Source organism: Streptomyces sp. NPDC045846 (genome assembly GCF_056431605.1).
In genome coordinates this window covers 493,062-517,390 of record NZ_JBWKKJ010000006.1, presented here as the reverse complement: position 1 = coordinate 517,390, position 24,329 = coordinate 493,062, and the positions used below count along the sequence as shown (strand labels likewise).

Here is a 24,329-nt window from a genome sequence, read left to right as displayed (position 1 = left end):
CCCCCCCCCCCCCCCCCCCCCCCCCCCCCCCCCCCCCCCCCCCCCCCCCCCCCCCCCCCCCCCCCCCCCCCCCCCCCCCCCCCCCCCCCCCCACCGCGGTCAGGAGGTCCTGAGCGTTCAGGCCTCCGCGGGTATGATCATCGAGGCGAGCACGGTGTGCAGGTCCTCCCCCGGCTGGGCCCGCAGCGCCCCCGCGAGCCGGTCCGCGCGGTAGTGCCACCGGTGGGCGAGGTCCGGGTGCACCGCGTCGTCGAAGGTGACGACGCTGTCGCTGCCGAGCAGGGTCACCAGGGCGGCCGTCAGGTCGGACCAGGCGACGTGTCCGCTCACCGCGTTCGCGACGCCGTGGACCGGCGCGTCGAGGCAGGAGACCACGGCCCGGGCCAGGGCGGCGGCGTGCACCCAGGGCGCCCCGTACCAGTCGTGCCCGTCCGTGCCGGACGCGGGCAGGCTGATGGGGCGGCCTGCCTGGGCGGCCTGGTACAGCAACCCGGTGGCTCCCCAGCGCAGTTGGTCGCGCAGCCGGTCGTGGGCGCCCCACACGATGGGCGAGCGCACGGCGCTCGCGCCGCCACGCCCCTCGGTGCCCGCGGCGCTCAACAGAAGCCGCTCGCAGTCGAGTTTGGCCTGTCCGTAGGCGCTCAGCGGCGCCCGCGACGCCGATTCCTCCGCGACCTGGGCGGCGGTCGGCTGCCCGTAGGCGTCCACACTGCTCACGAACACGAACGGTCCGCCGCGCCAGGCGTCGACCATGGCCTCCATCGCGGCGACGTCGACGTCGGGGCGGGTGAAGGTGCAGGCGGCGTGGATCACCGCGTCGGCGCCCCGGACCGCCGCGCGCAGGCTGTCGAGATCACCAAGGTCGCCCTCGACGACCTCGATGCCGTCGCCGCCGACCAGGTGCGCGGACTCCGGGCGGGCCAGCGCGAGCACCGGCCGTCCCCGCGCGGCCAGTTCGCGCAGCACGAACGCGCCGACCCCGCCCGTGCCGCCGGTCACGAGGACGGTTCCCTCACGCGCCCGGCGCGGGCGCGTGGCCGTCGCGGAGGCCGCCGCGACGGCCTGCGCCCGCTCCGCCGCACGCGCGTCGAGGAGCGCCGCGACGGCGCGGGGCGTACGGGTCTGCATGATGTCGAGGCCGATGAGCGGCAGCTTGAGTGCGGACCGCAGGCGTTCGGCCAGCTGGACGGCGGTCAGTGAGTGCCCGCCGAGCGCGAAGAAGTCGTCGTCCGGGCCCGGACGCTGGTCGAGCAGGCCCGCGAAGGCGTCGGTGACCGCGTCCAGGTGGCGGCTCCTCGGCGCCGCGGGGCGCGGGGCGGTGGGCAGGCGGCCCGCCTCCACCGTGCCGTCGGCGGTGCGCGGCAGGGAGTCGAGCAACATGACGGTGGCCGGGACCAGTTCGCGCCCGAGTACGCCGCGCAGGTGGGCGCGGAGCTGGGCGGGCGAGGGGCCTCCGGTGCGGCTGAGGACGGCGTAGGCCAGCAGCGGGCCGCCCGCCGGGTCCGGCACATGGGCGTCGGCGACCTCCGGGTGGGCCCGGAGCCGCACCTCGGCCGGGTGGGCGGCCGCGGCCTGCGGCCGGGCGAGCCGGCCGGGCAGCCGGGAGAGCGGGAGCGCGGGATCGGCCGCCACGGCGCTCAGCAGGGCCGCGAAGGAGGCGCCCAGCTCCCGGCCCGTCTCCTCGTCGAGGGCGGCCCGCCCGTACTGGACCAGGCTCGCGGGGCTGTCCGTGTCCAGGAGACCGAAGGTCAGGTCGAACTTGGCTTCGCCTAGGCCGACTTCGACGGGGTGCGCCTCAAGCCCGGGAAGCCGCAGGGCCGTCTGTTCGCCGACCACGTCGGAGGTGACCCGCACCAGGGCGGTTCCGTCGTCGCCCCGGGCCGCGGCACCGAGCCGCTCCAGGATCAGGTCGAAGGGCACCTCGCGGTGCTGCTGCGCTTCGAGCAGCGCGTCGCGTACGCGCTCGACGAGCGTGGCGAAAGCGGGATCGCCGGACAGGTCCACGCGGACCGGAAGGGTGTTGACGCACAGCCCCACGAGATCGCGCATCGCCGGGCCCTCGCGGTGGGTGGCGGCGCAGCCGATGACGAGGTCGAGTTCTTCGGTCAGGCGGTGCAGTGCGGCGAAGGCCGCGGCGAGGCCCACCGTGAACACCGTGGCCCGGCGCTCTCGCCCCAGCTCGCGCAGCGCGGGCAGCACCTGGGCGCCGAGCTCGGTGGTGCGGGTCCGGGCGGGATGTGCGGCCAGGTCGTCGGGTGCGGTGGCGGGGCGGGGCAGCCGTGGCGGGGTGGCGCCCGCGAGACGGCGGGCCCAGTGGTCGAGTCCGTCGTCGAGGCGGGCGGCGCCGGTGTGCTCGCGGCGTGCGAAGTCCGCGTACTGGGGCGGCTCGGCCAGGTCGGCGGGGCGGCCGTCGGCCGCGGCGGAGTACAGGGCGCGGAGCTCCTGGGCCACGGTCTCCAACGAGCCGCCGTCGATGGCTATGTGATGGAACGTCAGCATCACCGTGTGGTCGTCGGACGCGTGCCGCAGGACGAGGGCGCGCGGGATCGTGCTCTGCGCCAGGTCGAAGGGGCGGCGGGCCTGTTCGGTGAGGAGGTCGGCGCCGTCGCCCGGCGCGTCGACCACCTCGACGGTGACCTGCTCGGGGGCGGGCAGCGGCTCCTGGTACGGCTCGTCGCCGTGCGTGCCGTAGCGGGTGCGCAGGATCTCGTGGCGGCGTACCAGTTCGGTGAGCGCGCCGCCCAGGGCGGTCACGTCGAGCGGTCCGCGCAGCCGGGTCGCGAACGGCACGTTGTACTGGGCGCCGTTCTGCCCGAGCCGTTCCATCAGCCACATGCGGCGCTGGGCGCGGGTGAGCGGGGCGGGCCCGGACGCGTTCGCGGGCGCCGGGGCGGCGGAGCGGCCGGCGGTGCGGGCGCGGGCCCTGCGCAGCAGCTCTTCCTGGAGGGCGGCGGAGGTGTCAGTGGCCATCGGTGTCCTCCGACGCGTCGGGGTGCAGGTCGGTGTGGGCGGCGAGCAGGGCGCGTTCGACGAGCGCGGCGTGCCCGGCCACCGTGGGGGCGGCGAAGAAGTCGGCCAGCGAGAGCTCGACGCCGAGGTCCTCGCGCAGCTCTTCGGCGACGACGAGGGCCAGCAGGGAGTGGCCGCCCAGGGCGAGGAAGTCGGCGTCGGGCCGGGTCACCTCGCAGCCGAGCGAGCGGCTCCACACCTCGGCGACGGCCTGCTGGAGCGGGGTCAGCGGCTGCGCGTCGGCGCCGGTCCCGGCTGCCGTGGCGAGGTCGGCGAGCGCGCGGCGGTCGACCTTGCCGGAGCCAGTGAGCGGGAGCCGGTCGACGACGCTCAGCTCGTCCGGCACCAGGTGCGCGGGCAGGAAGGCGGTGAGGCGGGCCAGGAGCGCCTCGGGGCGGGGCACCGGGCCCGGGCCCGCGACGACGAAGGCGGCGAGACGGGCGTCGTCGGGGGTGGGGCGCCGGACCGTGACGGCCGCGTCGTCCACCTCCGGCTGCTCGCGCAGCGCGTGTTCGATCTCCCCCGGCTCGATGCGGAAGCCGCGCACCTTGACCTGGTCGTCGGTGCGGCCGTGGAAGTCCAGGACGCCGTCGGGGCGGGCCGAGACGAGGTCACCGGTGCGGTAGAGGCGGCCGAGGTCGGGGTGGTCGACGAAGCGTTCGGCGGTCAGGTCGGGCCGGCGGGTGTACCCGTGGGCCAGGCGGCTTCCGCCGATCCACAGTTCGCCGCGTGTGCCGGAGGCGACGGGCCGGCCCGCCTCGTCGAGGACGTGGGCGGTGGCACCGGCCACCGGGCGGCCGATCGGCACCGGTCCGTCGCAGTCGCGGTCGGTGACGCGGTGGGTGGTGGCGAAGGTCGTGGTCTCGGTCGGGCCGTAGCCGTTGACGAGCTCGACCCACGGGAACGCGCGCAGCACCGCGCGCGCGGGCTGGGCGGCCATCGCCTCGCCGCCCACGACCACCGTGCGCAGCAGCGAGAAGACGCGGGAGCGGCGGGCGGCGAGCTGGTGGAAGAGAGCCGTGGTGAAGAAGGCGACGGTGACGCCGTGCCGCTCCACCTCCTTGGCCAGGTCCTCGAAGGAGGGCCGCTCGGTGGTGCACACCACGACGGCGGCGCCGTTGGCGAGCGCCGACCACACCTCGAAGGTGGAGCCGTCGAACGTCGCCGGGGAGTGCAGCAGCACACGGTCGCGTGCGGTGACCGTGACGTAGGCCGGGTCGGTGACGAGCTCGGCGATGGCGCCGTGGGGGACGGCGACGCCCTTGGGGCGGCCGGTGGAGCCGGAGGTGAACATGACGAAGGCCGTGTCGTCGGGGCCGGGCCCCTCGCCGGACATCTCCCGGCCGGTCAGCTGCTCGTCGCCCGGCAGGGCCAGGGTGGCGCCGGTGGTTCCGGCCGCCTCGAGCAGCTTGCTGTCGCCGACGGTCAGCGTGGCACCCGAGTCTTCGAGCATCGCCTCGGTACGGGGCCGGGGGTGGGCCGGGTCGAGGGGGACGCAGGCCGCGCCCGCCCACCACAGCGCGAGCTGCGCGACCACGGTCCTCGCCGAGCGCGGCATCAGGAGGGCCACGAAGTCGCCGGGGCGTACCCCCTGCTCATGGAGGTAGGAGGCCAACCGCCGGGCGCAGGAGGCGAGTTGGGCGTAGGTCAGGGTGGTGTCGCCGTCCGCCACCGCGAGGGCGTGCGGGGTGTGTGCGGCGTGCCGCGCCACCAGGGCGGGCAGGCCGGTCCGGGCCACGGTCACGGTCGGTTCCTTCCGGTCGTCGGGCAGGAGCTGGGGGTCGGCCATGTCAGGCCCCCGGTGTGCGGGCCGCGGCGCGCCGCTTGTCGAGCACGGCGGCGATGGCCCGCAGATCGGGCTGGCGCAGCAACTCAGGTGCGCGCAGGCGCACTTGGGTCTCGCGCTCCAGGACTTCCAGGAGCCTCGCCGCGAGCAGGGAGGTGCCTCCGGCGTCGGTGAAGTTGTCCTCCAGGGTGGTTTCGGGGCGGTCGAGCAGGTCGCGGACCGCGGCGAGCACGAGCAGCTCGTCGGCGCTCGCGTCCTCCGGCGGTGCGGCGGCCTCGGCGGTGCGTCCCGGCGCCTCCTCGGCGTGCTTCAGGAGGGCCTGCCGGTCCACCTTGCCGTTGGCGTCCAGGGGGAAGGAGTCCACGACGCGCAGCGTCGAGGGCACCGCCTGCTCGGGCAGCCAGGCCCGGACGGCGGCCAGGAGTTCGTCGGCCGCGGGGGTGGCGCCGGCGGCCGGCAGGACGTACGCCACGAGCCGCGCGCGGCCCTCGGCGTCGCGGGGGGCGGTGACCACGGCGCTGAGAACGGCGGGGTCGTGCTCGAACGCGGCCTCGACCTCGGCGGGTTCGATGCGGACTCCGCTGATCTTGATCTGGTCGTCGAGGCGGCCGAGGAACACGAGCCGTCCGTCCTCCAGCATCCGTACGCGGTCCCCGGTGCGGTACATGCGGTCCACGCCCGGCAGTTCGGCCGGCGGGGCGGTGAAGCGCCGCGCGGTCAGCTCCGGGTCGAGGTATCCGAGCGCCAGGCAGGTTCCGCCGATGCGCAGTTCGCCGTCCGTGCCGCGCGCCAGGACCGTGCCGTCGGCGTCGGTGACGGCCACGGTCGCGCCCGCGATGGGCAGGCCGATGGGGGGCGCGGTGGCGGAGTGCGCGTCGGGGTCGTCCGGGCGCATGGTGTGGGTGGTGGTGACGACGGTGGCTTCGGCGGGGCCGTAGGCGTTGTGGACGGTGGCGGTCACGTCGGGCCCGGGGCGGCGGCGCATCCGGTCGCCGCCCACCATGAGGTGGCGCAGCTTCAGATCCTGCGGCCAGGGGCGGTCGAGGAGCGGCTCGATCATGGGGGTGGCCGACACGGCGACGGTGACCTCGGCCTCGCGCCACCAGTCGGTGAGCGCGGCCGGGTCCCAACGGACCTCGTCGGGGGCGGGTATGAGGGCGGCGCCCGAGGTGAGGCCCGCCCACAGTTCGAGGAGGTGCGGGTCGAAGGCGACGCCGATCAGCAGGGACTGGCGGTCACCGGGGGCGAGTCCGGTCTCCGCGCGGTACCAGTCCAGGAGCACCGCCAGCGAGTCCTCGGCGACCGCGACGGCCTTGGGCCGCCCGGTTGAGCCGGAGGTCAGTACGGCGTACAGGGCCTCGGGCGGCGCCGTCCGCGTGTGGGGTGCGACGGGCCCGAAGGACGCCACGACGGAGGCGGCGGCATTGGCCCCCTCGACAGGCAGGGGCAACTCGACCTCGTCGACGGGCTCATGACGGCTCATCAGAACGTCGGGGTCCCCTATGAGGCAGACGACGCCGATGTCCTCGGTGACCGCCGCGATGCGGCGCTCACCGGGGCGCGGGCCGAGCGGGAGGTAGACCGCGCCGAGCCGGGCCAGCGCGACCGCCGTGGCGACGAGGGCGGCGGAGCGGTCCAGGCAGACTCCGACGAGGTCACCGGGCCCCACGCGCCCGGCCAGCGTCGCGGCGACGGCGACGGCCGCCTCGTCGAGCTGTGCGTACGTCCAGCTGGACTCCCCGTCGAGCACCGCGGGGGCCTGGGGCGAGCGGCGGACCCACTCCTCGTAGCGCGCCAGCACACCGGAGTCGGCGGACCCGGGGAGGGGCGCGCCGTGCAGCACGCTCGGGGTGCCAGTGGTCTGGCGGTCCATCAACTGCTCGGTCATCACGACTCCTTCGGCGTGGTGGTGGCGGTGGCCGCGGAGGCGGCGGTCGGGGCGAGGGCGCGGGCCTGGTCGGCGAGGACCGGGTGCTGGAAGAGCAGGCGCAGCGAGGGGCGCTCGCCCAGGCGCGGCTCCAGCCAGGCCGCCAGCTGGGCGGCGAGCAGGGAGTGGCCTCCGACGTGGAAGAAGTGCGAGCTCTCCTCGAAGCGGTCGTGCCCGAGCACCTCGCGCCAGCCCTCGGCGAGCAGCACCACGGCCGGGTCGTCCGAGCGGGCGGGGTCCGTCGCCGGGGCCGCTTCCTCGACGGGGGCGGCGGGAGCCGGCTCGGCGGCCAGGCGGGCGAGGGCGGCCCGGTTGGGCTTGCCGCCGGCGAGGGTCGGCATGCTGTCCAAGAGCACCCAGCGGCCGGGCACGAGGGCGCCGGGCAGGCGCCTGCTCAACTCGGCGTGCAGGGCCTGCTCGTCCCACTCGTCGTTCTCGTCGTTCTCGCCGGCGCGCTCGCGGAAGGCGACCAGACGGGGGCCTTGGGGGGTTTCCCGGTCGAGGACGACGGCGCAGGACCGGCCGCCGAGCGCGGCGGAGGCCGCGGCCTCGACCTCTTCGAGTTCGATGCGGTAGCCGCGCAGTTTGATCTGGTTGTCGCGGCGGCCCAGGAAGCGCAGCAGTCCGTCCCGGCCGCGGTAGCCGAGGTCGCCGGTGAGGTAGACGCGTTCGCCGCCGAGCGCGTCCACGGTGACGAAGCGGGCCGCCGTGGCGTCCGGGTTCCCGACGTAGCCTTCGGCCAGTCCGGCGCCGGAGATGGCCAGTTCGCCGACGGCTCCGGCGGGCAGCGGCCGCAGCCCCTCGTCCAGGACATGGACGCGCTCGCCGGGCAGCTCGACACCGAGCGGGATCTCGGCCCCGTCGACCAGGCTCTCCGGGGTGATCTCGTGGACGGTGGAGCTGATCGCGGCTTCGGTGACGCCGTACACGTTGAGGACGGCGAACGGGGTGGTGTCGCCGCTCTGCGTGTCGGCGAAGAAGGCGCGCATCACGTCGGCCGGTATGCGTTCGCCGCCGAGTATGAGCAGGCGCGGCACCCAGCGGCCCTCCCCGAGGACTGGCAGCAGGTCCTCGCGGGTGGCGAGGAAGTAGCTGGTGGGCAGGTTGGCCACGGTGACCCGGGCGGCGGCGAGCAGTTCGCCGAGCTCGGCGCCGGTCGGTACGTCCTGCTCGGGGACGACCAGGCAGGCCCCCGCGTACAGGGAGGGCAGCACCTCTTCGAGGGCTACGTCGAAGGACGGCTGGGCGAACAGCAACACCCGGTCCCCCGCCGCGAGGGCGAACCGCTCGGCCGCGCCGGTCAGATGGTTGACCAGGGCGTCCCGGCCGACGGCCACGGGCTTGGGGATGCCGGTCGAGCCGGAGGTGTGGATGATGTACGCCGCGCCCGGCACGGCCTCGGCCGCGCGGGCGGGCGGCAGCGCCTCGGCGCCGACCGCGGCGCTCGGCAGCCCGTCCGGAACGCGTACCGCGCTGTCCTCGGCGGTGAGGACGAGCGCCGGGCCGAGCCGGTCGAGCAGCAGCTCGAGGCGGGCGGGCGGGTCGGACGGTGACAGCGGGCAGTAGACGGCCCCGGTCCGCAGGCAGGCGAGCAGCGTGACCACGGAGTCGGCACCCCGGGGCAGCACCGCGGCGACCGGCTGTCCGGCCGTCACTCCCGCCGCCCGCATCCGCTCCGCGAGGGAGGTGACCCGCGCGTCGAGGTCCCCGTACGTGAGGCGCCGGGCGCCGATCAGGAGGGCGGGCAGGGACGGGTCGTGGGCCACGGCCGGGTCGAGCGGGTCGCGGCCGGGCACGACCATCGCCGCGGGCGCCGCTTTTCCGGCAACGGCGGGCGGCGCGAGGTCGGCGAGAGGGGTGGCGGGCGCGTCGAGGTAGGCCCGCAGCAGGTCGAGGAAGCGCTCCGCGAGCAGCTTGGCCACGTCCTCGCCGAACAGGTCGGCGTCGTAGTCCCAGACCAGGGTCATCCCGGCGACGCCGTGGCGCGGGCTCACACCGCGCCGGTCGTCGGGGAGCAGCACCACATCGAGGTCGAAGCGGGTGGTGCCGGTGTTGAACCCTTCGAACAGGGTGACGTCGAGGCCGGGCACCTCGATCTCGGGCAGCGCCGCGTCGTGGGCGCTGAACATGACGCTGAACAGCGGGTTGTCGGCGCCCGAGGTGTGCAGGCCGAGCGCCCGGGTGAGTTCCTGGACCGGCACCTCCTGGTGCGGGAGGGCGCGGATGAGGGTGTCGGTCACCTCGTCCATGGCGTCCTCGGCCGGTACGCCCGAGTCCAGGTTCAGCCGCAGCGGGATGGTGTTGACGAACATGCCGACGGCGTCCTCGAAGCCGCGCGGCCGGTTGCCCACGGCGGTTCCGACCACCATCTGGCTGCGTCCGCTGTGGCGCCGCAACAGTTCCGCGAACAGGCCGAGCAGGGTGGCGAACGGGGTGAGTCCGCGCTCGCGGGTGTGGGCGCGCAGTCGCTCGGCGAGGTCGGCCCCGATGGACTGGCGCAGCTGGCCGCCGTGGTGGCGCCGCCGGGCGCCGGGCCGGGTGAGGCCCGGCAGCGGCATGTCGTAGGAGGCGTCGCGCAGGGTGTCGGACCAGTACTCCAGGCTCGCGGCCAGCTCCTTGGCCCGTACGTCGTCGGCCCGGGCGCGCACGTGGTCGGCGTAGGAGCTGGGCGTGCCCAACTCGATGTCCTCGCCGAGCACATGGGCGCGGTAGACGCTGAAGACGTCGTTCAGGAGGATCGCGAACGAGTGGCCGTCGTGGATCAGGTGGTGTTCCACGTGGATGAGCCGGTGCTGGTCGTCGGCGAGTTTGACGAGGGTCCAGCGCAGCAGGGGCGCCTCGGTGGTGTCCAGCGGTGTCTCCGCCTCGGAGCGCAGAAGGTCCTGGAAGGCGGCCTCGGGGTCGGCCTCCCAGGTGATGTCCACGGTGCGCAGCCTCGGCAGGCAGACGTCGGCCACGCGCTGGCCCGGCATCGCGCCCGCCACCGGCACGAGTTCGAGCCGCAGCCCCGGGTGGCGGGCGAGCGTGGCGGCCAGTCCGCCGCGCAGCGCCTCGACGTCGAGGGTGCCCCACAGGTCGAGCGCGGCGGTGAAGTTGTAGGCGCGGCTGCCGGGCTGCACTTCTTCGTGCAGCCAGACGATCTCCTGCGAGGAGGAGAGGGGGAGCATGGGCGATCCCTTGGGTTGTCGGGTCGGAAGGTGCCGCGCGGTCGTGGGCCCGCGGCGGCGGGCCGGCCGGTCCGCGGATCGCGCGGCACGGCCGGATGCTGGGAGTTCGGGGGGAGGGGGGTCGTGCGCCGGTGTCCGGGTGGGAGGCCCGGGGGCGGACTCAGTGGGCCGGGGCCTCGGCGGGCAGTGCTCCGCGCAGCGCCGCGAAGGCGTCTTCGGCCGCGGCGTCGTCGAGCACGGAGCGGTCCCACACCATGCGCAGATGGAGTTCGGGCCCCTGGGTGGCGGAGACGGCGAACGGGGCGCGCACCTGTCGGCCGCCGATGTGCACCTCGCGGCCGGCCGTCCCGCCGAGCCGCAGCGGGGTGCGGTGTCGGGCGTCGTCCACGGTGAGCAGCCCGTCGAGCCTGCCGGACCAGGCGGATCCGCCCGCCCGGGCGGCGCGGACGACTTCGTCGAAGGGGGTGTCGGCGCGGTCCAGGTCGTCCCACCAGTCGGTGGCGGTGCCCTCGGGTGCAACGGTGCCCCGGGTGTCGGCCGGGAAGACCACGGTGTTCAGGAAGCAGCCGAGCACGGGTGCCACGCCGGCGGGGCGGCCGCCCCACGGGTAGCCGATGGGCGCCACCGGCCCCGTCCCGAACAGGGCCGCGGCGGCGGCGCGGCACGCGTCGAGCAGCGCCGGGAAGGGGACGCCACCGGCGGGCGACACGATCCTCGACTCGGCCGCTCCGGTGGGCAGTTCGGCGGACACGGGCCGTGATCCGGGCAGGGGGGCCTGCTCGCGGACCGTACGCAGCCGTTCTCCCCAGTACGTCAGCGCGCGGGGCGCCGCGGCGCGGTCCTCGGCGTCGAGCTGGCGCAGGACGGCGTCCCGGTAGGCGGCGAGTTCGGCGGCCACGGCGTCGGGCGCCAGGTCGTCCGGTCCGAGGCGGTCGCGGTAGGCGTCGCCGAGCTCCTCGACGATGCGGGCGAGTGACTGGCCGTCGCAGGCGGTGTGGTCCAGGACGACCGCGAGCAGTTCCTCATCGGTGTCCGGGGTGTCCTGGGCGAGGAACAGGCGCAGCGGCGGGCCGTCGGCGGCCCAGTCGGCCAGCGTCCGGCGCAGCGCGTCCTCGGCGTTCTCGCCGGGCGCGAGGGCGACCGGGTCCAGCGGCACGTCCGGCGCGCCGGTCTGCAGCACGGGCGTGCCGCGCACGACGCGGGGCCGGGAGCGCAGCACGGGGTGGCGGGCGGCGAGGTGGCCCGCGGCGGCGCGCAACCGCGCGGGGTCGACGGTGCCGCGCGGGAAGGCGAAGAACATCGGGACGATGTCGGCCCGGCCGGCGGGGTCCAGGGAGCGCACGAGCAGGAAGCGCCGCTGGGCCCCGGTGACGGGCAGCAGTCCGGCGGCCGGGTCACCTGCGCCGAGGCGCTGGTAGCGGGCCAGATACTGGCCCGTGATGCTGGGGAGCACGTGATCCTCTCTCGGGTCGGGAACTCTGGGTCGGGCATGGCGTGCGTGCGGTTGCCCTCGGGAGGGGTGGTGAGCGGTCGCTCGGCGTCAGGCGACGGGCACGTTTTCGTCGTGGCCGGGCGTCGCGGGCCGGTGGGCGTCGTCCTCGGGGTCCGCGGCGTCGGGGAGGTCGCGCATCCGGCGCAGCGGGGAGAGCAGCAGGGGCAGCGGCACGATCAGGAAGCCGATCGCGCAGGCCCACAGGGCCGAGCGCGCTCCGAAGGCGTCCGCGACGGCCCCGCCGACGAGCGCGCCGAGCGGCAGGGTGCCCCACATCAGGAAGCGCAGGGTGGCGTTCATGCGCCCCAGCAGGCGGGGCGGACACAGGGTTTGACGGAAGCTGACCTGGGCGACGTTGTAGACCACGGCGCCGAAGAAGACCACGCCGGAGGCGACGGCGAACAGCGCGGCGGCCGCTCCCTTTCCGGACAGCGGCCACAGCAGCGCGAACGGCCCGGTGGCCAGGGCGGAGAGCCAGATGACGCGGGCCTGGCCGAAGCGCCCGGCCAGCCGGCCCGCGCAGAGCGCGCCGGCGAGTCCGCCGACGGCCGAGGCCGACAGCATCACACCGACGGCGGCCGGGGGCAGGTCGAGGACGCGGACCAGGAAGATGGTCTGGGTGGCCATCAGCATCGCGGTGAAGAAGTTGCCGAGGCCGGTGGTGCCCGCGATGACGCGGAGCAGCGGGTGGCCCAGGACGAAGCGCAGGCCCTCCGCGACCTCCTTGCGCAGGGATGCGCCGGGGACCGGCTCGGGTTTGCTCTCGGGGCGGCGGATGGCCAGCAGGAACACGGCGGACAGCGCGTAGCCGATCGCGTCGGCCACGATCGCCAGATGGGCCCCGACGAGCTGGACGAGTCCGCCGCCGAGGCCGGGTCCGGCCACCTGTGCCGAGGAACGCACCGTCTCCAGCGCCCCGTTGCCGGAGACGAGCTGCTCCCGGGGCAGGAGTTGGGGCAGATAGCTCTGGTGGGCCACGTCGAAGAAGACGGTGGCCACGCCGGTGACCAGGGCGACGACGTACAGCTGGGTCATGGTCAGCACGCCCGCCGCGGCGCCGAGCGGCACGCTCGCCATGGCCAGGGAGCGGACCGCGTCGGCGCGGATCATCAGCGACAGCTTGCGCATCCGGTCGACCCAGGCCCCCGCGGGCAGTCCGATGAGCAGGAACGCGGCGGTCTCGGCGGCGGTGAGCAGTCCCACCTGGAAGGCGGGCGCCTTGAGTTCGAGGACGGCCACCAAGGGCAGGGCGACCAAGGTGACTTGGGCGCCGACCTGCCCGGCCGCGGCTCCGGCGAGCAGTAATCGGAAGTCGCGCATGCGGAGCAGGCCACTGGGAGCGGCCCGGGGCGAAGGGGACATGCACGAGACCTTCACCTCGTGCCGATCAGGAGTCAAAACAAACGAGACACTTTCGGTCGTTTCCAGTGCCATCCTGGCACTGGATCAAGAAAATCATCGGCCAGATCAGGGCAACGGCCGGATGAATTAAAGATGTTGAGGGTCAGGTACACAGGACTTCTCCCCGCGCCGGGGGAACATTTCAAGGGCACGGCGCACCCCCGGACCCCATGAATGCAGGTATGTCCGAAACTCACCGCACGCACACTTGCGGAGGCAACCAGAAGCGCGCTCGGACGTCGGGGGTGCCGGGACGGGGCGGAAGGGGCCGTCAGCCCGTGGCGGGGAGCAGGTTCGCGCTGTGCCGGTCGGTGGCCAGGATGGCGGGCAGCGGCAGGCCGCTGCGGGTGTCCAGCTGCATCAGGGTCGCCTCGATCTCGGTCGACCCCGGCGCCACCGGCGTTCCGTGCGCGGGCTTGGCGTGGTTGACCCAGGTGTGTTCGGCGCCGTCGCACCGCGCGAGCGTGCCGCCGATGCCGTGCCGCACGGAGTCGGTCCCCACCGTGCTCGCCACGAAGACGGGGCCGGGCGCCGAGGTGGTGCAGCGGTAGGTGCCGGACAGGGTGACGGTGCCGTCCTTGGCGATCGTCCCGGTCGGGTTGGCGGACACGGTGCCCGAGGAGGCGGCGGCCGGGCCGGCGGCCCCTCCCAGAAGCACTCCGGCGGCCGCGACGGCCCCGGCGGCGACAAGACTTACGCGCATCGGCAGTTCTCCCCTACATCGGTACGTCCGCATCATGGTGCGGCGTTCATGTGGTGGCGCCACAGGTGGTGGTGCTCCGCGTGCTGGCACGTGGGCGGCGGACACCACGGCCGCCCCCGCGCCCCAAGGAATACCGCCACGGCACCCTCCGGTCGGGGATTCCCCCCGGCAGGCGGCGTGTCAGGACGCCCGCTCCTTGGGGGCCGAGTGACGGACGGGGCCCCACCGCGCCCCCTGGGGCAGGCGGTGTCCGCCCCTTCCGGGTGTGACCGAAAGACGGCCCCCTCACCAGGAGTCGGGGGCGGCACCGGCCGGGCATGCTGGTGCCCCCGGCCGTTTACCGTGCCGCCCCCAGGGCGCCCGGACAGGATGGGAGCGTCATTTTGCGCACCGTAGGCGTGGAAGAGGAACTGCTCCTGGTTGACCCGGGCACGGGGCAGCCGTGTGCCCTGTCCTCGGAGGTGCTGGCCCGGCTGGCCAAGTGCGCCGCGGACGGAGGCGGCCCGCTGAAGGGCACCTTCGCCCGTGAACTGCAGGGTCAGCAGCTGGAGTTCGGCACCCGCCCGCAGACCGACATGGACGAGCTCGGCAGCGAGATCGTGCGCTGGCGCCACGAGGCGGCCCGGCACGCGGCGGAGGCGGGGGCGGCGGTGGTCGCCCTCGCCACCTCTCCGCTGCCCGCCCGGCCCGCCGTCAACGCGGGCCACCGCTACCAGTGGATGGAGGAGCAGTTCGGTCTCACGACCCAGGAACAGCTCACCTGCGGTTGCCATGTGCATGTGTCGGTCGCATCGGACGACGAGGGCGTCGCCGTCGTGGACCGGATCCAGCCGTGGCTGCCCGTCCTGACCGCGCTCAGCGCCAACTCGCCGTACTGGCAGGGTCACGACACCCTGTACAACAGCTACCGCAGCAGGGTGTGGGGGCGGTGGCCCATGTCCGGGCCGACGGGCGTCTTCGGCTCGGCCGAGCGCTACCACGCCCAGGTCGCCGACATGGTCACCAGTGGTGTGGTGCACGACCGGGGCATGATCTATTTCGATGCCCGGCTCTCCCACCGCTATCCCACCGTGGAGATCCGGGTCGCCGACGTGTGTCTGGAGGCCACCACCACGCTGCTCATGGCGGGGCTGGCGCGCGCCCTGGTGGAGACCGCCGCCCGGGACTGGCGGGCGGGGCGGCCACCGCTGGCCCACGGGGTGAGTCTGCTGCGGCTCGCCGCGTGGCGGGCCGCGCGCTCGGGGCTCGACGACGTCCTGCTGCACCCGTTGACCATGCGGCCGGCCCCGGCGCCGGTCGTCGTACGGGCGCTCTTCGAGCACACACGGGAGGCGCTCGAGGACACCGGGGACCTCGCGTGGGCCCGCAAGGGCGCCGCGGAACTGCTCGCCCGCGGCAACGGGGCCCGCGTCCAGCGCGAGCTGCTCACCCGTACCGGAAGCCTGGGCCGGGTGGTCGCGGCATGTGTGCGCCGCACCCTGGGCGAGCGTGAACTCCGGTACACGGCACCGGAGTGACGTCGCGGGGAGGGAGACACCGGCCGGGCCCGTGGCATGCGGTGCACCGTCACCACACACACGGCACATCTCCCCCATGGGTGCCGCCCACAGGGGGCGACGATCGAGCCGGTCAGGGGCTCACACGTACACGGAAGCGGCTCCCATGCTCGGGGTTGGACATCACTCGATGTACTCGGCGGGGCGGTTCAGCGGAGAACTCTCTCACTCCGAGCGGTCTCATCTACTGTCAAGTGGGTGCCCCAACACAGCTGAGGCGCGTAACATCCGGCAACAATCACGTACGCACACGCCCCGGAGGAACAACTCGTGCCGGAAAGCACCACGCTCCAGTCCCAGTACGCCGCCCAGATCCAGAGCGACCTGGACAGCAATGTCGCCGAACGCGAACAGATCGCTGCCCAGATCAGCGCCCTTCAGGAACAGTTGAGTGTCCTGGAGAACAACCACGCCCTGCTGGCCTCCATGCGGGAGGCGATCGGCAGCCCCGCCGCGCCCGCGCCCGACAAGGCCCCGAAGAAGGCCGCAGGTACGTCGTCCCCGCGCGTCCCGCAGGCGCGTAAGGCATCCAAGTCCGCAGGTCGCGCGGCCAAGAAGCAGGCTCAGCCGGCCGCCAAGGCCAAGACTTCCGGCAGTGCTCCCACGCTCCGGGAGCTCGTCGCGGCCCACCTCGCGCAGAGCGGCGAGCCGCGCTCGGCGGCCGAGATCACGGCGGGTCTCACCGACGCACACCCCCAGCGCAACATCGCGGGCACCGTGGTGCGCAACACCCTCGAGAACCTCGTCGCCAAGGGGCAGGCGCAGCGCACCCGGCAGAACCGGTCCGTGTTCTACACGGCGCCCGACAGCACCGCCACCTCCGCGGCCGCGGAGTCCGCGGGCTCCGACGTCAAGAAGGAGGACGGCGCCGTCACCCCCGCGGCCACGAACTGATCCGCGCGTGGTGCCGGCTCGGCCGGCACGCTCGGAGCCACCTACCGGACAGATGACATGGCAGCCCCGTGCCTCACCCCACTGGGCTGCAGTCCGGGTGACCCCAGCCGCCGTCCCGCTTCATGATGGGTGTGCCGGCGGCATAGGACTGGCCGCAGGGGCAGCGTCCGGGGAACTTCGCCTTGATGGTCCGCGGCTTGCCCGACGGGGCCGAGGAGGCACCGGACGACGCTTTGCGCGCGGTGGCGGGCTTGGCTCGTGAGGCGGTGGCACGGGCCGGTGCCGGCACCGGCATCTCCTGATCGCCGAGGGCGGTACCGGCCGGCCGCTGGGTGGTGGCCGCGTCACTCGCGGCCTGGTCGGCGATCGCGTTCAGCGGGTCGCCACCCACCTGGTGTGCAGGCACATAGACGAACTCCACATCTCGTTCGGCCAGCAACTCGTCGATGCGCTCGACCAGTTCCCGGTTGGCGACCGGCTTGCCCGCGGCGGTCTTCCAGCCGTTGCGCTTCCAGCCGGGGAGCCACTGCGTGACCGCCTTCATGGCGTACTGGGAATCCATCCGCACCTGCATGCGGGTGCCCGCGTCGACGGCTTCGAGCAGCCGTTCCAGGGCGGTGAGCTCCCCGACGTTGTTGGTGGCGGTGCCCAGCGGCCCCGCGCCCCAACGTTCCGGGCGTCCCTGCGCATCAGCGATCACCCAGGCCCATCCGGCGGGGCCGGGGTTGCCCTTCGAGGCACCGTCACAGGCGGCAACAACAACACGATCAGACATCGCGCCATCATCCCACCGCCGCCCGCACACCAGAAATCCCCGGCCCCGGCGCGCTCAGGGCGCCGCGGTGAAATACGGATCCGGCAACGGGGCCGGGCCACCGTCGTCGGCCGCCGTACCCAGGAACAGGGCCGTGCCGAATCCGACGGCGGCGAAGAACAGGCCCATACACGTCACGGCCACCATCGCTCCGCCGAACAGGCACGCCACCACGCCGACGCCGGTCGGCGCCTCGTCCGCCACCGCGCGTTCGGGGCGGTGCGCCACATACCGCACCGGCACCACGTCTCCCGCAACATAGGGGTGTCGCGACGTCACCCGCGCCCGTACCTCACGCCCGCCGACCGTACGGAACCCCACGATCAGACGGCGCCGGACACGGGTGGCGCCGCCGGACGTATGGGTGCGCACCACATGGGTCTCCAGACAGCGGGCCTCCGCCCTCAGCCCCTCGCGCAGGGTGCGCCGGTGCTCCGACACCTTGCGGACCATCCAGACCAGCGCCCCGATGCCCACCGCGACGAACAGCAGGCCCACACTTCCGAACACCACCCCGAAGATCCCACCTACAGCGAACATTCACATCCCCCTACCGAGGCCCCCACCCAGGGCCCGACGTCGCCGGTGTAGATGCACGCCGGGGTGCGTTGGTTCCGTTCCCCGGGGACGGCGCCGGGAGGGAACGGGAACGACGGCGGCCGGCACTCCCCTCCCGAGGTGCTGGCCGCCGTCAACCGCCGCTGTGCGCCCATCACTTGACGCGCGGCGGCGTCAGTGGCGGCCCCAGGACCTGGTGGCCACGGTGTGACCGTGGCTGTCGCGCAACGTGGCGGTGTCCCCGCTGTTGTTCCAGACATAGGCACGGCGGTTCTGGTACACGTCGGTACGGGTGTTGCGGCCGATCCCGGTGTGCACGCGCACCGAGGCACGGCCGCCCAGGGTGAACGCGCCGAAGGTGTAGACGTGGTGACCGCGGTCGCTGAGCGTCCACCCCTTCAGGTTCACGGACGCGCGGCCGGTGTTGGTGACGGTGACCCACTCGGCGTCGAGGCTGCGCTGCGAGCCGTCGTCCTTGCCGGGGCTGTCGTACTGGATGGTCCCGAAGGTGACCGGCGAGCGCGGCGCCGCGGCGGTGGCGGGCAGAGCCGTGGCCGCGGCCAGCGCGGTACCGACGCCGAGGACCGCGCAGACGCGGGATATGGAAGGCGCGGACAGGGAAACGGACATGGAAACCCCCAATTCAAGGCGGCCGACGGCACGCCGCTCGACCCCCGTGTGGTGTCGACGACCGACCCGTGTCGCGGCCGGACACCCACACTCTGGACCTCATCCGCACCACGTGAAGCGAGGAGTCCGGCACGCAACAGAAACAGGACATCGACACACCCTCGGCGCTCCCCGCGCACGAGCCCCCGCGTGCACTCACCCCCACGAGCCCGACCCACAGGGAGAGCACAGGGGCGCCACAGGTTGGTGGGGTCATGGTGGCCCGCCCCATGGCGGTGGCGGCACCACCCACGGCACCACCCACACGCGTTTCGGCCCCCCGGCACTGGGTGCCGGGGGGCCGAAATTCCGTAGCGGGGACAGGATTTGAACCTGCGACCTCTGGGTTATGAGCCCAGCGAGCTACCGAGCTGCTCCACCCCGCGTCGATGACTCCACCCTACGTCACACAGGAGGGGCCGTTGACCACCCGGGGCGGTGCGGTGACATCACGGCTTCTAGACGGTTGCCTCGTCCTTCAGCATCTTCCGCAGCTCTTCTCGCAGTTCAGGGGTGTCGGTGTGGCCGTGCACCGATGCGGCGTGTTCGGCGGCCGCCCGGACGACTTCGTCTTCCTCACCGGAAATCGCCAGGCTGCAATTCGATTCGCTCGGGTAGTCCCGACAGTCAGCGACCTTACGCATGAGTGCCTCCTCGGGGCGAAATGTCCCGGTTCCAGGATCCCACCGTTTCCGCCGCCCGGCGGAGCTACTTCGGGTGACCGGGGATGGCCCGTGCGTGGCGGCCGGTGCTGGAAGGGCGCGGGGCGACGACCGATGATTCCGGGCCCACCGAGGAGTCTCTTCTGGGACCGGATGTGCACGAGCGGACCTTCGAGAAGGTGGACCATGAACGCGTTGCGGAAGATCCTCGACACCTACGTCGGCGACGGGACGGTGCCGGGTGCGGTGGGCCTGGTGGCTTGGGGCGATCAGGTGGAGGTGGCGGCCGCCGGTTCCCAGGATCTCTCCGGCACCTCCCCCATGGCCAGGGACTCGATCTTCCGCATCGCCTCGATCGGCAAGCCCGTCACCGCCGCGGCGGTCATGATGCTGATCGACGACGGCTTGATCTCGCAGGACGACCCGATCGCCGAGTGGCTGCCGGAGCTGGCCTCGCCCATGGTCGTCCGCACCCCGTCCTCCCCCGTCGACGACGTCGTCCCGGCCGTCCGGCCGATCACGGTCGGCGATCTGCTCGACTCCCGCGCCGGATACGGCTTCCCGTCCGACTTCTCGCTGCCCGCCGTCACGCCGCTGTTCAGCGAGCTCCACCAGGCGCCCCCGCGACCGCGGGCAGTGCCCGAGACGGACGAATGGCTCGCCCGCCTCAGCCGCATTCCGATGCTCCACCAGCCCGGCGAGGCCTGGCTGTACAACGCCTGCTCCGACCTCCAGGGCGTCCTGGTCTCACGGGTTTCCGGGCGTACGCTGCCCGACTTCCTGAGCGAGCGCCTGTTTGAGCCGCTCGGCATGACCGACACCGGATTCTCGGTACCGGCCCGCGATCTGGACCGGTTCACCAGCTGCTACCAGACGGGCGCGGAGGGCGGCCTCGAACTCGTCGACGCCCCCGACGGGCAGTGGAGCACTCCGCCCGCCTTCCCGTCCGGCGCGGGCGGGCTCGTCTCGACCGTCGACGACCTGCACGCCTTCGCACGGCTGCTGCTCGGCGCCGGGAGCGTCGGGGGACGCCGTCTGCTGTCGACCGAGGCGGTGCGGCAGATGACCACCGACCACCTGACCGCGGCCCAGCGCGCGGAGGCCACGCTGTTCCTCCAGGGCCAGGGCTGGGGATTCGGCGGGTCGGTGGACGTCGCGCGGGTCGAGCCCTGGAACGTGCCCGGCCGCTACGGCTGGGTCGGCGGCACCGGCACCTCGGCCTACGTCGTGCCGTCCACCGGCGCCGTCTCGATCCTGCTGACCCAGGTCGAGATGACCGGGCCCACCCCGCCGACCCTGATGAACGCCTTCTGGCAGTACGCCGCCGAGGCCACCTCTCACGCTGCGTAACGCTTCGACGAGCGGCGTGTGACCGGTCGTGTCACGGTGGAGGAGTTCGATCCCCCCACGTACAGGAGTGAATCTCCATGGGCAAGGCCGAGAAGTTCCAGGACAAGGCACGACAGGCCGCCGAGCGGGCCAAGGAGCGGGCGTCGAAGGGCATGGGTCAGTCCCCCGACGACCTCGACCCCTCCCGCCGGGGCCAGGACGCGCAGGAGCGCGCCGAGCGTGAGATGCGTGAGGCCGGCGCCTCCGACATCTGACCTGGACGGCAGCCGGGCCGGGGCGTTCACCCAGCAGTGGGTGAACGCCCCGGCTCTCGCGTGTGCGCTCCGTCGGCCGGGGGTGGGCGGGCCGGGCGCTGCGGCGTCGAGCGCGCCGCGGCCGATTCCTAGGAGGCGCGGGCCGGACGGGCCGCACCGGCCGGGGTCTGGCGAGTGCGGGTCCAGGTCAGCAGGTCGTCGGCGTGCCAGGTCGTGATGACGCGCTCGGCCGGGACCCCGCACTCCTCGGCCCGGGCGCAGCCGTACAGCTGCCAGTCGAGCTGGCCGGGGGCGTGGGCGTCGGTGTCGATGGCGAACAGGACCCCCGCCTTCACCGCCTGGGTCAGCAGTCGGCGCGGTGGGTCGAGCCGCTCGGGGCGGCTGTTGATCTCCACGGCGGTACCGCTCTCGGCGCAGGCGGCGAACACCGCGTCCGCGTCGAACTCGGACTCGGGCCGCCCCCGGCCGGTGACCAGCCGTCCGGTGCAGTGTCCGAGGACGTCCGCCAGCGGGTTGCGCACCGCCGCGATCATGCGCCGGGTCATGGCGGCGGCGTCCATGCGGAGCTTGGAGTGCACGGAGACGACCACGACGTCGAGCTGGTCGAGCAGCTCGTCCTCCTGGTCGAGGGAGCCGTCGTCGAGGATGTCGCACTCGATTCCGGTGAGCAGCCTGAACGGCGCCCAGCGCTCGTTGAGTCCGGCCACCACGCGCAGCTGGCTGCGCAGCCGCTCGGCGCTCAGCCCGTTGGCGATGGTCAGCCGGGGCGAGTGGTCGGTGAGGACGGCCCACTCGTGCCCGAGCTCGGCCGCCGTGCCGCCCATGTCGTCGATCGTGCTGCCGCCGTCCGACCAGTCGGAGTGCAGATGGCAGTCGCCACGCAGCGCGGCCCGCAGGTTGTCGCCGCCGACGGCGAGCGGGGCGGCGGCCGCCAGGTCGTCCTCCAGTCGCTGGAGGTAGCCGGGCACCCCGCCGGCGAGTGCTTCGCGTACCGCCTGTGCGGTCTTCGGGCCGATCCCCTTGATCGATTCCAGCTGGCCGGCCACCGCGGCGCGCGCCGCGAGCTCGTCCGGGGGCAACTCCTTGATCGCGGCCGCGGCGTTCCGGAAGGCCTGGACGCGGTAGGTCGCGCCCCTGCCGCGTTCGAGCAGGAAGGCGATCCGCCGCAACGCCGCCACGGGGTCCATGCACACCTCCTGCGCGCCCGGCCTCCTAGGGGCGGGGCCGACGGCCCGCCCTCCCAGCTTCCCTCAGCCCCGCCCGACCCGCAGGCCGTCGGGGCGGGTGCCGGGCCGCGCGGCGTGTTTTTCAGCCCGGTTGGCGGTCGTGTCGACGCGGCCCCTGACCGGGCCCGGGCCCTAGCCTCGCCAGAGTGCTTATGAGAAGAAATGCGCACGGTGGCCACCGGCCCGGCGCGGCTTTCGGCCTCGTTCTGGGGGCGGCTGTGATCACGGTGCTCACCTGCGTGTTGATGATCTGCCCCGGCCGGGACGGCGGGGCGTCGACCGCGTCGGCCGCGGCCTCCTCGGGTCGGCCCACGGCGGCGGCCGGTCCGCCCCGGGCGAGCGCCGCGCGCTACCTGGACGGCTCCGCCGAGAGCGCCAGGATCGACGGCGCGGACTACCACCGCCTCCGCCCGCCGCGGTCGGCCGCGTGCGCGGCGGAGCAGCGCCGTGCCGACCCGCACGATCTGTCGTCGGCGTGCTCGTATGCGGCGGTGGGGGTCTTTCTGCGGGCGGGCGGCAAGCAGTCCTGCACGGCCGCCGTGGTGGACAGCCGCCACGGCGATCTGCTGGTGACGGCCGCCCACTGCCTGCCGCTGGACGGGGCCGCGTTCGCCCCCGGCTACCACGACGGGCTGGCCCCGCGGGGCGAGTGGCCGGTCCTCGCGGCCCTGCCCGATCCCCGCTTCGCCGAGGCCCGCAGGGGCGCCGAGCACTGGCCGTACGACTGGGCCTTCGTGCGGGTGGCCCGGGTCGGCGGCAGGAGTGTGCAGGAGGCGGTCGGCTCGGCGCTCCGGGTCCCCGCGCACCCGGAGCTGCTCGCCCCCCAGGTCGCCCGGGTCACGCTCGTCGGCTATCCGTACGACAGGCCGGGCCAGCACGCCTGCACGGTGGATGCGGAGCCCGCCTACAACGACTTCCGCCAGGCGCGGTGCGCGGGGTTCTCGACCGGGGTGTCCGGCAGCCCCTGGATGGTCTCCGGGCCGGACGGCGTGGCCACCGTGGTCGGCGTGCTGGGCGGCGCGGAGCACGGCGGCGGGTTCATGGACGACGTCTCGTACACCGCGCGCTTCGACGCGGGGCTCGGATCGTTGTTCGCGACGGCGCAAGGGTCCGGGCCCCGGGATTCGCTGCTCTTCCCGTGACCAGCGGTCCTGCAACTCCGATACGGGGCCGCCCCGGAGGGAAGGGTTGTCCACAACCCCCGTTCGGAGCTTGCTGGTTGAGCGGTTCCGGACCCCGGCCCGGAACGGGTCCTGGTCATGCGCTCAACTCCCACTCACCGCAAGTGGATTGAGCAAATGGCCGGGCCGCCCGTCGGGGGATTCGACGGGCGGCCCGGTGCTTCAGCGCGGTGCCTGGATCAGCACTCGCGCAGGCCGGGGGCCGGGTCCTGGCCGGTGTTCACGTCGACGGCCGGGACGTTGCCCCAGGCGCCGTTGTCGAGCTGGGTCCAGTACCAGATGTCGTTGCCGCCCGGGTGCGGGTCGCCGTGGCCCCAGCACTGGAACCAGCTGAAGGTGCCGACCAGCGTGCCGCGGGTCGCCGAACGGTAGGAGCGGTCGGCGTAGCCCTTCGCGCCCGCCCTGTTGCCGCAGTACAGCCGGCCGTCCGAGCGGACCCCGCACTCGGCGGCGGGCTTGGCCGCCTTGGCGGGCGCGGCGACGGCGGCGGGCAGCCCGGTCGCGGTGAGGCCGGCCGTCAGCGCGGCGGCGGTGAGGAACAGGGCGGTCTTCTTGCGTACGTTCACTGCGGACTCCTCGGGAAGTGGTGTGATGCGGTGGGCGCGGGGCGGTCAGGCGCAGGTGGGGACGCCGTCGAGCCAAGCGGCTCCCTGGATGTAGATGTTGGTGAGCCAGGCCTGGTAGTCGGGCAGGTAGGACCAGGCGTCGTTGCGGTAGCCGTCGGCCTCGACGAGTTGGGCGTGCTTCTGGCAGCTGATCCGTACGCGGGTCGGGCCCGCGAACTTGTTGACCCGGGCGCTCGTCGTGGACGGCTGGGCATGGGTCCACACGTCGGTGCCCCAGGTGGAGAAGGTGCCGCTCGGTCCGGGGCCGCCGCCGATGCGGACCGCCCCGTTGTAGTCCCCGCCGAGCCGTACGTCGCTGACCATCACATGGGTGCCGGACTGACGGGCCTCGACCATCTTGCCCGCGCCGAGGTAGACGGCGATGTGGTGGATGGAGTTGTCGCCGCCCCAGGCCATCAGGTCGCCGGGCAGCAGCGGCCCGGTGCCCTGGCCCGCGCCGAAGCGGGCGGTGACGTGCGAGGAGTGGTACTGGCTGTTGGCGGTGCCGGCCAGGATGTCCTGCCCGCTCGCCTGGGCGTAGGCGTAGCGGACGAGGCCCGAGCAGTCGAATCCGAGGCGTTCGGGGTCGTGGTCGCTGGCGGGGTCGGTGGGGTCCACCTCCCCGTAGGTGGCGCCGGGCTGGGGCCCGTGCCCGCCGCCCCACGTGTACCAGACGCCGAGTTGGGAGCAGGCCGCCCGGACCGCGGCCTGCGCGGTGGCGGAGGCGCCGGGAGCGAGCACGTCGCAGCCGCCGGCGGCCGCCGCGGCGCGCGGCGCTTCGGCCGTCGACGAGGGTGCGGCCGAGGAGAGTTGGGCGGTCGGCACGATGGCGCAGACCGCCATGATGCCCGCCGCGGCGACGGCACGCCGGGCTCTGGCAAGGGTGTGGCGCATGAGCTGTTTCCCCGTTTCGTCGTACGTGTCGTACGGGCGCCGGACCGTTCCCGGCGGGCCGCGGTGTGGTCCCGTGCTGATCCAGATCGCCCGCCGCGGTGGTTCGAGCCTGGGCCGCGGCGGGGTGGCTGTCGAGGATCCGGGCGTCTCCCGTACCGACGGGAAACGGGAAACACCCAGG

19 protein-coding genes and 1 tRNA gene are annotated in these 24,329 nt (G+C 74.0%); 5 read left to right on the top strand and 15 right to left on the bottom strand.

What is annotated here, in order from left to right; translation table 11 throughout:
• Positions 1 to 117: 117 nt before the first annotated feature.
• The 7 genes from AC07F3_RS20235 to AC07F3_RS20205 all read right to left on the bottom strand — a co-directional run bounded on the left by AC07F3_RS20235 (position 118) and on the right by AC07F3_RS20205 (position 13,485).
• On the bottom strand, positions 118 to 2,970 hold the full coding sequence (locus AC07F3_RS20235) for a condensation domain-containing protein (protein ID WP_479115843.1): 2,853 nt from the start codon (positions 2,968 to 2,970) through the stop codon (positions 118 to 120).
• Positions 2,960 to 4,798 (bottom strand): amino acid adenylation domain-containing protein, encoded by a 1,839-nt coding sequence (locus AC07F3_RS20230; protein ID WP_479115842.1) that lies wholly within the window; start codon positions 4,796 to 4,798, stop codon positions 2,960 to 2,962. The genes AC07F3_RS20235 and AC07F3_RS20230 overlap by 11 nt, the downstream gene beginning before the upstream one ends.
• A gap of 1 nt (position 4,799) precedes the next feature.
• Positions 4,800 to 6,683, bottom strand: coding sequence for a non-ribosomal peptide synthetase (locus tag AC07F3_RS20225; RefSeq protein ID WP_479115841.1), 1,884 nt, complete (start codon positions 6,681 to 6,683; stop codon positions 4,800 to 4,802).
• Entirely contained in the window at positions 6,683 to 9,889 is a 3,207-nt protein-coding gene (locus AC07F3_RS20220; RefSeq protein WP_479115840.1) for a non-ribosomal peptide synthetase, read from the bottom strand. Before AC07F3_RS20220 ends, AC07F3_RS20225 begins: the two co-directional genes overlap by 1 nt.
• 160 nt (positions 9,890 to 10,049) lie before the next feature.
• Entirely contained in the window at positions 10,050 to 11,342 is a 1,293-nt protein-coding gene (locus AC07F3_RS20215; protein WP_479115839.1) for a condensation domain-containing protein, read from the bottom strand.
• A gap of 87 nt (positions 11,343 to 11,429) precedes the next feature.
• Positions 11,430 to 12,743 (bottom strand): MFS transporter, encoded by a 1,314-nt coding sequence (locus tag AC07F3_RS20210; protein WP_479115838.1) that lies wholly within the window; start codon positions 12,741 to 12,743, stop codon positions 11,430 to 11,432.
• A gap of 310 nt (positions 12,744 to 13,053) precedes the next feature.
• Positions 13,054 to 13,485: a DUF6299 family protein gene (locus tag AC07F3_RS20205; protein ID WP_479115837.1), complete on the bottom strand. Its 432-nt coding sequence runs from the start codon at positions 13,483 to 13,485 to the stop codon at positions 13,054 to 13,056.
• Positions 13,486 to 13,868: 383 nt separating this feature from the next.
• Here AC07F3_RS20205 and AC07F3_RS20200 point away from each other — a divergent pair, with 383 nt between their 5' ends.
• Both AC07F3_RS20200 and AC07F3_RS20195 read left to right on the top strand, forming a co-directional pair.
• Complete coding sequence (locus AC07F3_RS20200; RefSeq protein ID WP_479115836.1) at positions 13,869 to 15,002, top strand: glutamate--cysteine ligase; 1,134 nt, start codon at positions 13,869 to 13,871, stop codon at positions 15,000 to 15,002.
• A 309-nt stretch (positions 15,003 to 15,311) separates the two neighbouring features.
• Positions 15,312 to 15,935: a hypothetical protein gene (locus tag AC07F3_RS20195; protein ID WP_479115835.1), complete on the top strand. Its 624-nt coding sequence runs from the start codon at positions 15,312 to 15,314 to the stop codon at positions 15,933 to 15,935.
• A 73-nt stretch (positions 15,936 to 16,008) separates the two neighbouring features.
• Here the strand turns inward: AC07F3_RS20195 and AC07F3_RS20190 are convergent, their stop codons facing one another.
• From AC07F3_RS20190 to AC07F3_RS20170, 5 genes are all read right to left on the bottom strand, one after another.
• The gene (locus AC07F3_RS20190) at positions 16,009 to 16,710 is read right to left on the bottom strand and encodes a ribonuclease H family protein (protein WP_479115834.1); all 702 of its coding nucleotides are present in this window, start codon (positions 16,708 to 16,710) and stop codon (positions 16,009 to 16,011) included.
• A gap of 54 nt (positions 16,711 to 16,764) precedes the next feature.
• Positions 16,765 to 17,289 (bottom strand): DUF3592 domain-containing protein, encoded by a 525-nt coding sequence (locus AC07F3_RS20185; RefSeq protein WP_479115833.1) that lies wholly within the window; start codon positions 17,287 to 17,289, stop codon positions 16,765 to 16,767.
• A 192-nt stretch (positions 17,290 to 17,481) separates the two neighbouring features.
• Positions 17,482 to 17,937, bottom strand: coding sequence for a lamin tail domain-containing protein (locus tag AC07F3_RS20180; RefSeq protein WP_479115832.1), 456 nt, complete (start codon positions 17,935 to 17,937; stop codon positions 17,482 to 17,484).
• A gap of 351 nt (positions 17,938 to 18,288) precedes the next feature.
• Positions 18,289 to 18,362: transfer RNA gene (locus AC07F3_RS20175), tRNA-Met, on the bottom strand.
• Between the two features lie 72 nt (positions 18,363 to 18,434).
• Positions 18,435 to 18,620: a DUF1059 domain-containing protein gene (locus tag AC07F3_RS20170; RefSeq protein WP_114034753.1), complete on the bottom strand. Its 186-nt coding sequence runs from the start codon at positions 18,618 to 18,620 to the stop codon at positions 18,435 to 18,437.
• Between the two features lie 204 nt (positions 18,621 to 18,824).
• Here AC07F3_RS20170 and AC07F3_RS20165 point away from each other — a divergent pair, with 204 nt between their 5' ends.
• Positions 18,825 to 19,988 carry a serine hydrolase domain-containing protein gene (locus AC07F3_RS20165; RefSeq protein ID WP_479115831.1) on the top strand — a complete coding sequence of 388 codons (1,164 nt, stop codon included), beginning with the start codon at positions 18,825 to 18,827 and terminating at the stop codon, positions 19,986 to 19,988.
• 77 nt (positions 19,989 to 20,065) lie between these two features.
• A complete protein-coding gene (locus tag AC07F3_RS20160) occupies positions 20,066 to 20,242 on the top strand; it encodes a hypothetical protein (RefSeq protein WP_479115830.1) in 177 nt (58 codons plus the stop codon).
• 128 nt (positions 20,243 to 20,370) lie between these two features.
• On the opposite strand, the gene AC07F3_RS20155 is transcribed toward AC07F3_RS20160, so the two are convergent.
• Positions 20,371 to 21,429, bottom strand: coding sequence for a PHP domain-containing protein (locus AC07F3_RS20155; protein WP_479115829.1), 1,059 nt, complete (start codon positions 21,427 to 21,429; stop codon positions 20,371 to 20,373).
• A gap of 257 nt (positions 21,430 to 21,686) precedes the next feature.
• On the opposite strand from AC07F3_RS20155, the gene AC07F3_RS20150 reads away from it, so the two are divergent.
• On the top strand, positions 21,687 to 22,610 hold the full coding sequence (locus AC07F3_RS20150) for a trypsin-like serine peptidase (protein WP_479115828.1): 924 nt from the start codon (positions 21,687 to 21,689) through the stop codon (positions 22,608 to 22,610).
• Positions 22,611 to 22,828: 218 nt separating this feature from the next.
• On the opposite strand, the gene AC07F3_RS20145 is transcribed toward AC07F3_RS20150, so the two are convergent.
• Positions 22,829 to 23,215, bottom strand: coding sequence for a hypothetical protein (locus tag AC07F3_RS20145; RefSeq protein WP_479115827.1), 387 nt, complete (start codon positions 23,213 to 23,215; stop codon positions 22,829 to 22,831).
• A 45-nt stretch (positions 23,216 to 23,260) separates the two neighbouring features.
• Entirely contained in the window at positions 23,261 to 24,148 is an 888-nt protein-coding gene (locus tag AC07F3_RS20140; RefSeq protein ID WP_479115826.1) for a C40 family peptidase, read from the bottom strand.
• Positions 24,149 to 24,329 lie beyond the last annotated feature (181 nt).

Coding starts and splice junctions, on each gene's coding strand:
- AC07F3_RS20235 (WP_479115843.1), bottom strand. CDS start 2,970: ATGGCCACTGACACCTCCGCCGCCCTCCAGGAAGAGCTGCTGCGCAGG.
- AC07F3_RS20230 (WP_479115842.1), bottom strand. CDS start 4,798: ATGGCCGACCCCCAGCTCCTGCCCGACGACCGGAAGGAACCGACCGTG.
- AC07F3_RS20225 (WP_479115841.1), bottom strand. CDS start 6,683: ATGACCGAGCAGTTGATGGACCGCCAGACCACTGGCACCCCGAGCGTG.
- AC07F3_RS20220 (WP_479115840.1), bottom strand. CDS start 9,889: ATGCTCCCCCTCTCCTCCTCGCAGGAGATCGTCTGGCTGCACGAAGAA.
- AC07F3_RS20210 (WP_479115838.1), bottom strand. CDS start 12,743: ATGTCCCCTTCGCCCCGGGCCGCTCCCAGTGGCCTGCTCCGCATGCGC.
- AC07F3_RS20205 (WP_479115837.1), bottom strand. CDS start 13,485: ATGCGCGTAAGTCTTGTCGCCGCCGGGGCCGTCGCGGCCGCCGGAGTG.
- AC07F3_RS20190 (WP_479115834.1), bottom strand. CDS start 16,710: ATGTCTGATCGTGTTGTTGTTGCCGCCTGTGACGGTGCCTCGAAGGGC.
- AC07F3_RS20185 (WP_479115833.1), bottom strand. CDS start 17,289: ATGTTCGCTGTAGGTGGGATCTTCGGGGTGGTGTTCGGAAGTGTGGGC.
- AC07F3_RS20180 (WP_479115832.1), bottom strand. CDS start 17,937: ATGTCCGTTTCCCTGTCCGCGCCTTCCATATCCCGCGTCTGCGCGGTC.
- AC07F3_RS20170 (WP_114034753.1), bottom strand. CDS start 18,620: ATGCGTAAGGTCGCTGACTGTCGGGACTACCCGAGCGAATCGAATTGC.
- AC07F3_RS20165 (WP_479115831.1), top strand. CDS start 18,825: ATGAACGCGTTGCGGAAGATCCTCGACACCTACGTCGGCGACGGGACG.
- AC07F3_RS20160 (WP_479115830.1), top strand. CDS start 20,066: ATGGGCAAGGCCGAGAAGTTCCAGGACAAGGCACGACAGGCCGCCGAG.
- AC07F3_RS20155 (WP_479115829.1), bottom strand. CDS start 21,429: ATGGACCCCGTGGCGGCGTTGCGGCGGATCGCCTTCCTGCTCGAACGC.
- AC07F3_RS20140 (WP_479115826.1), bottom strand. CDS start 24,148: ATGCGCCACACCCTTGCCAGAGCCCGGCGTGCCGTCGCCGCGGCGGGC.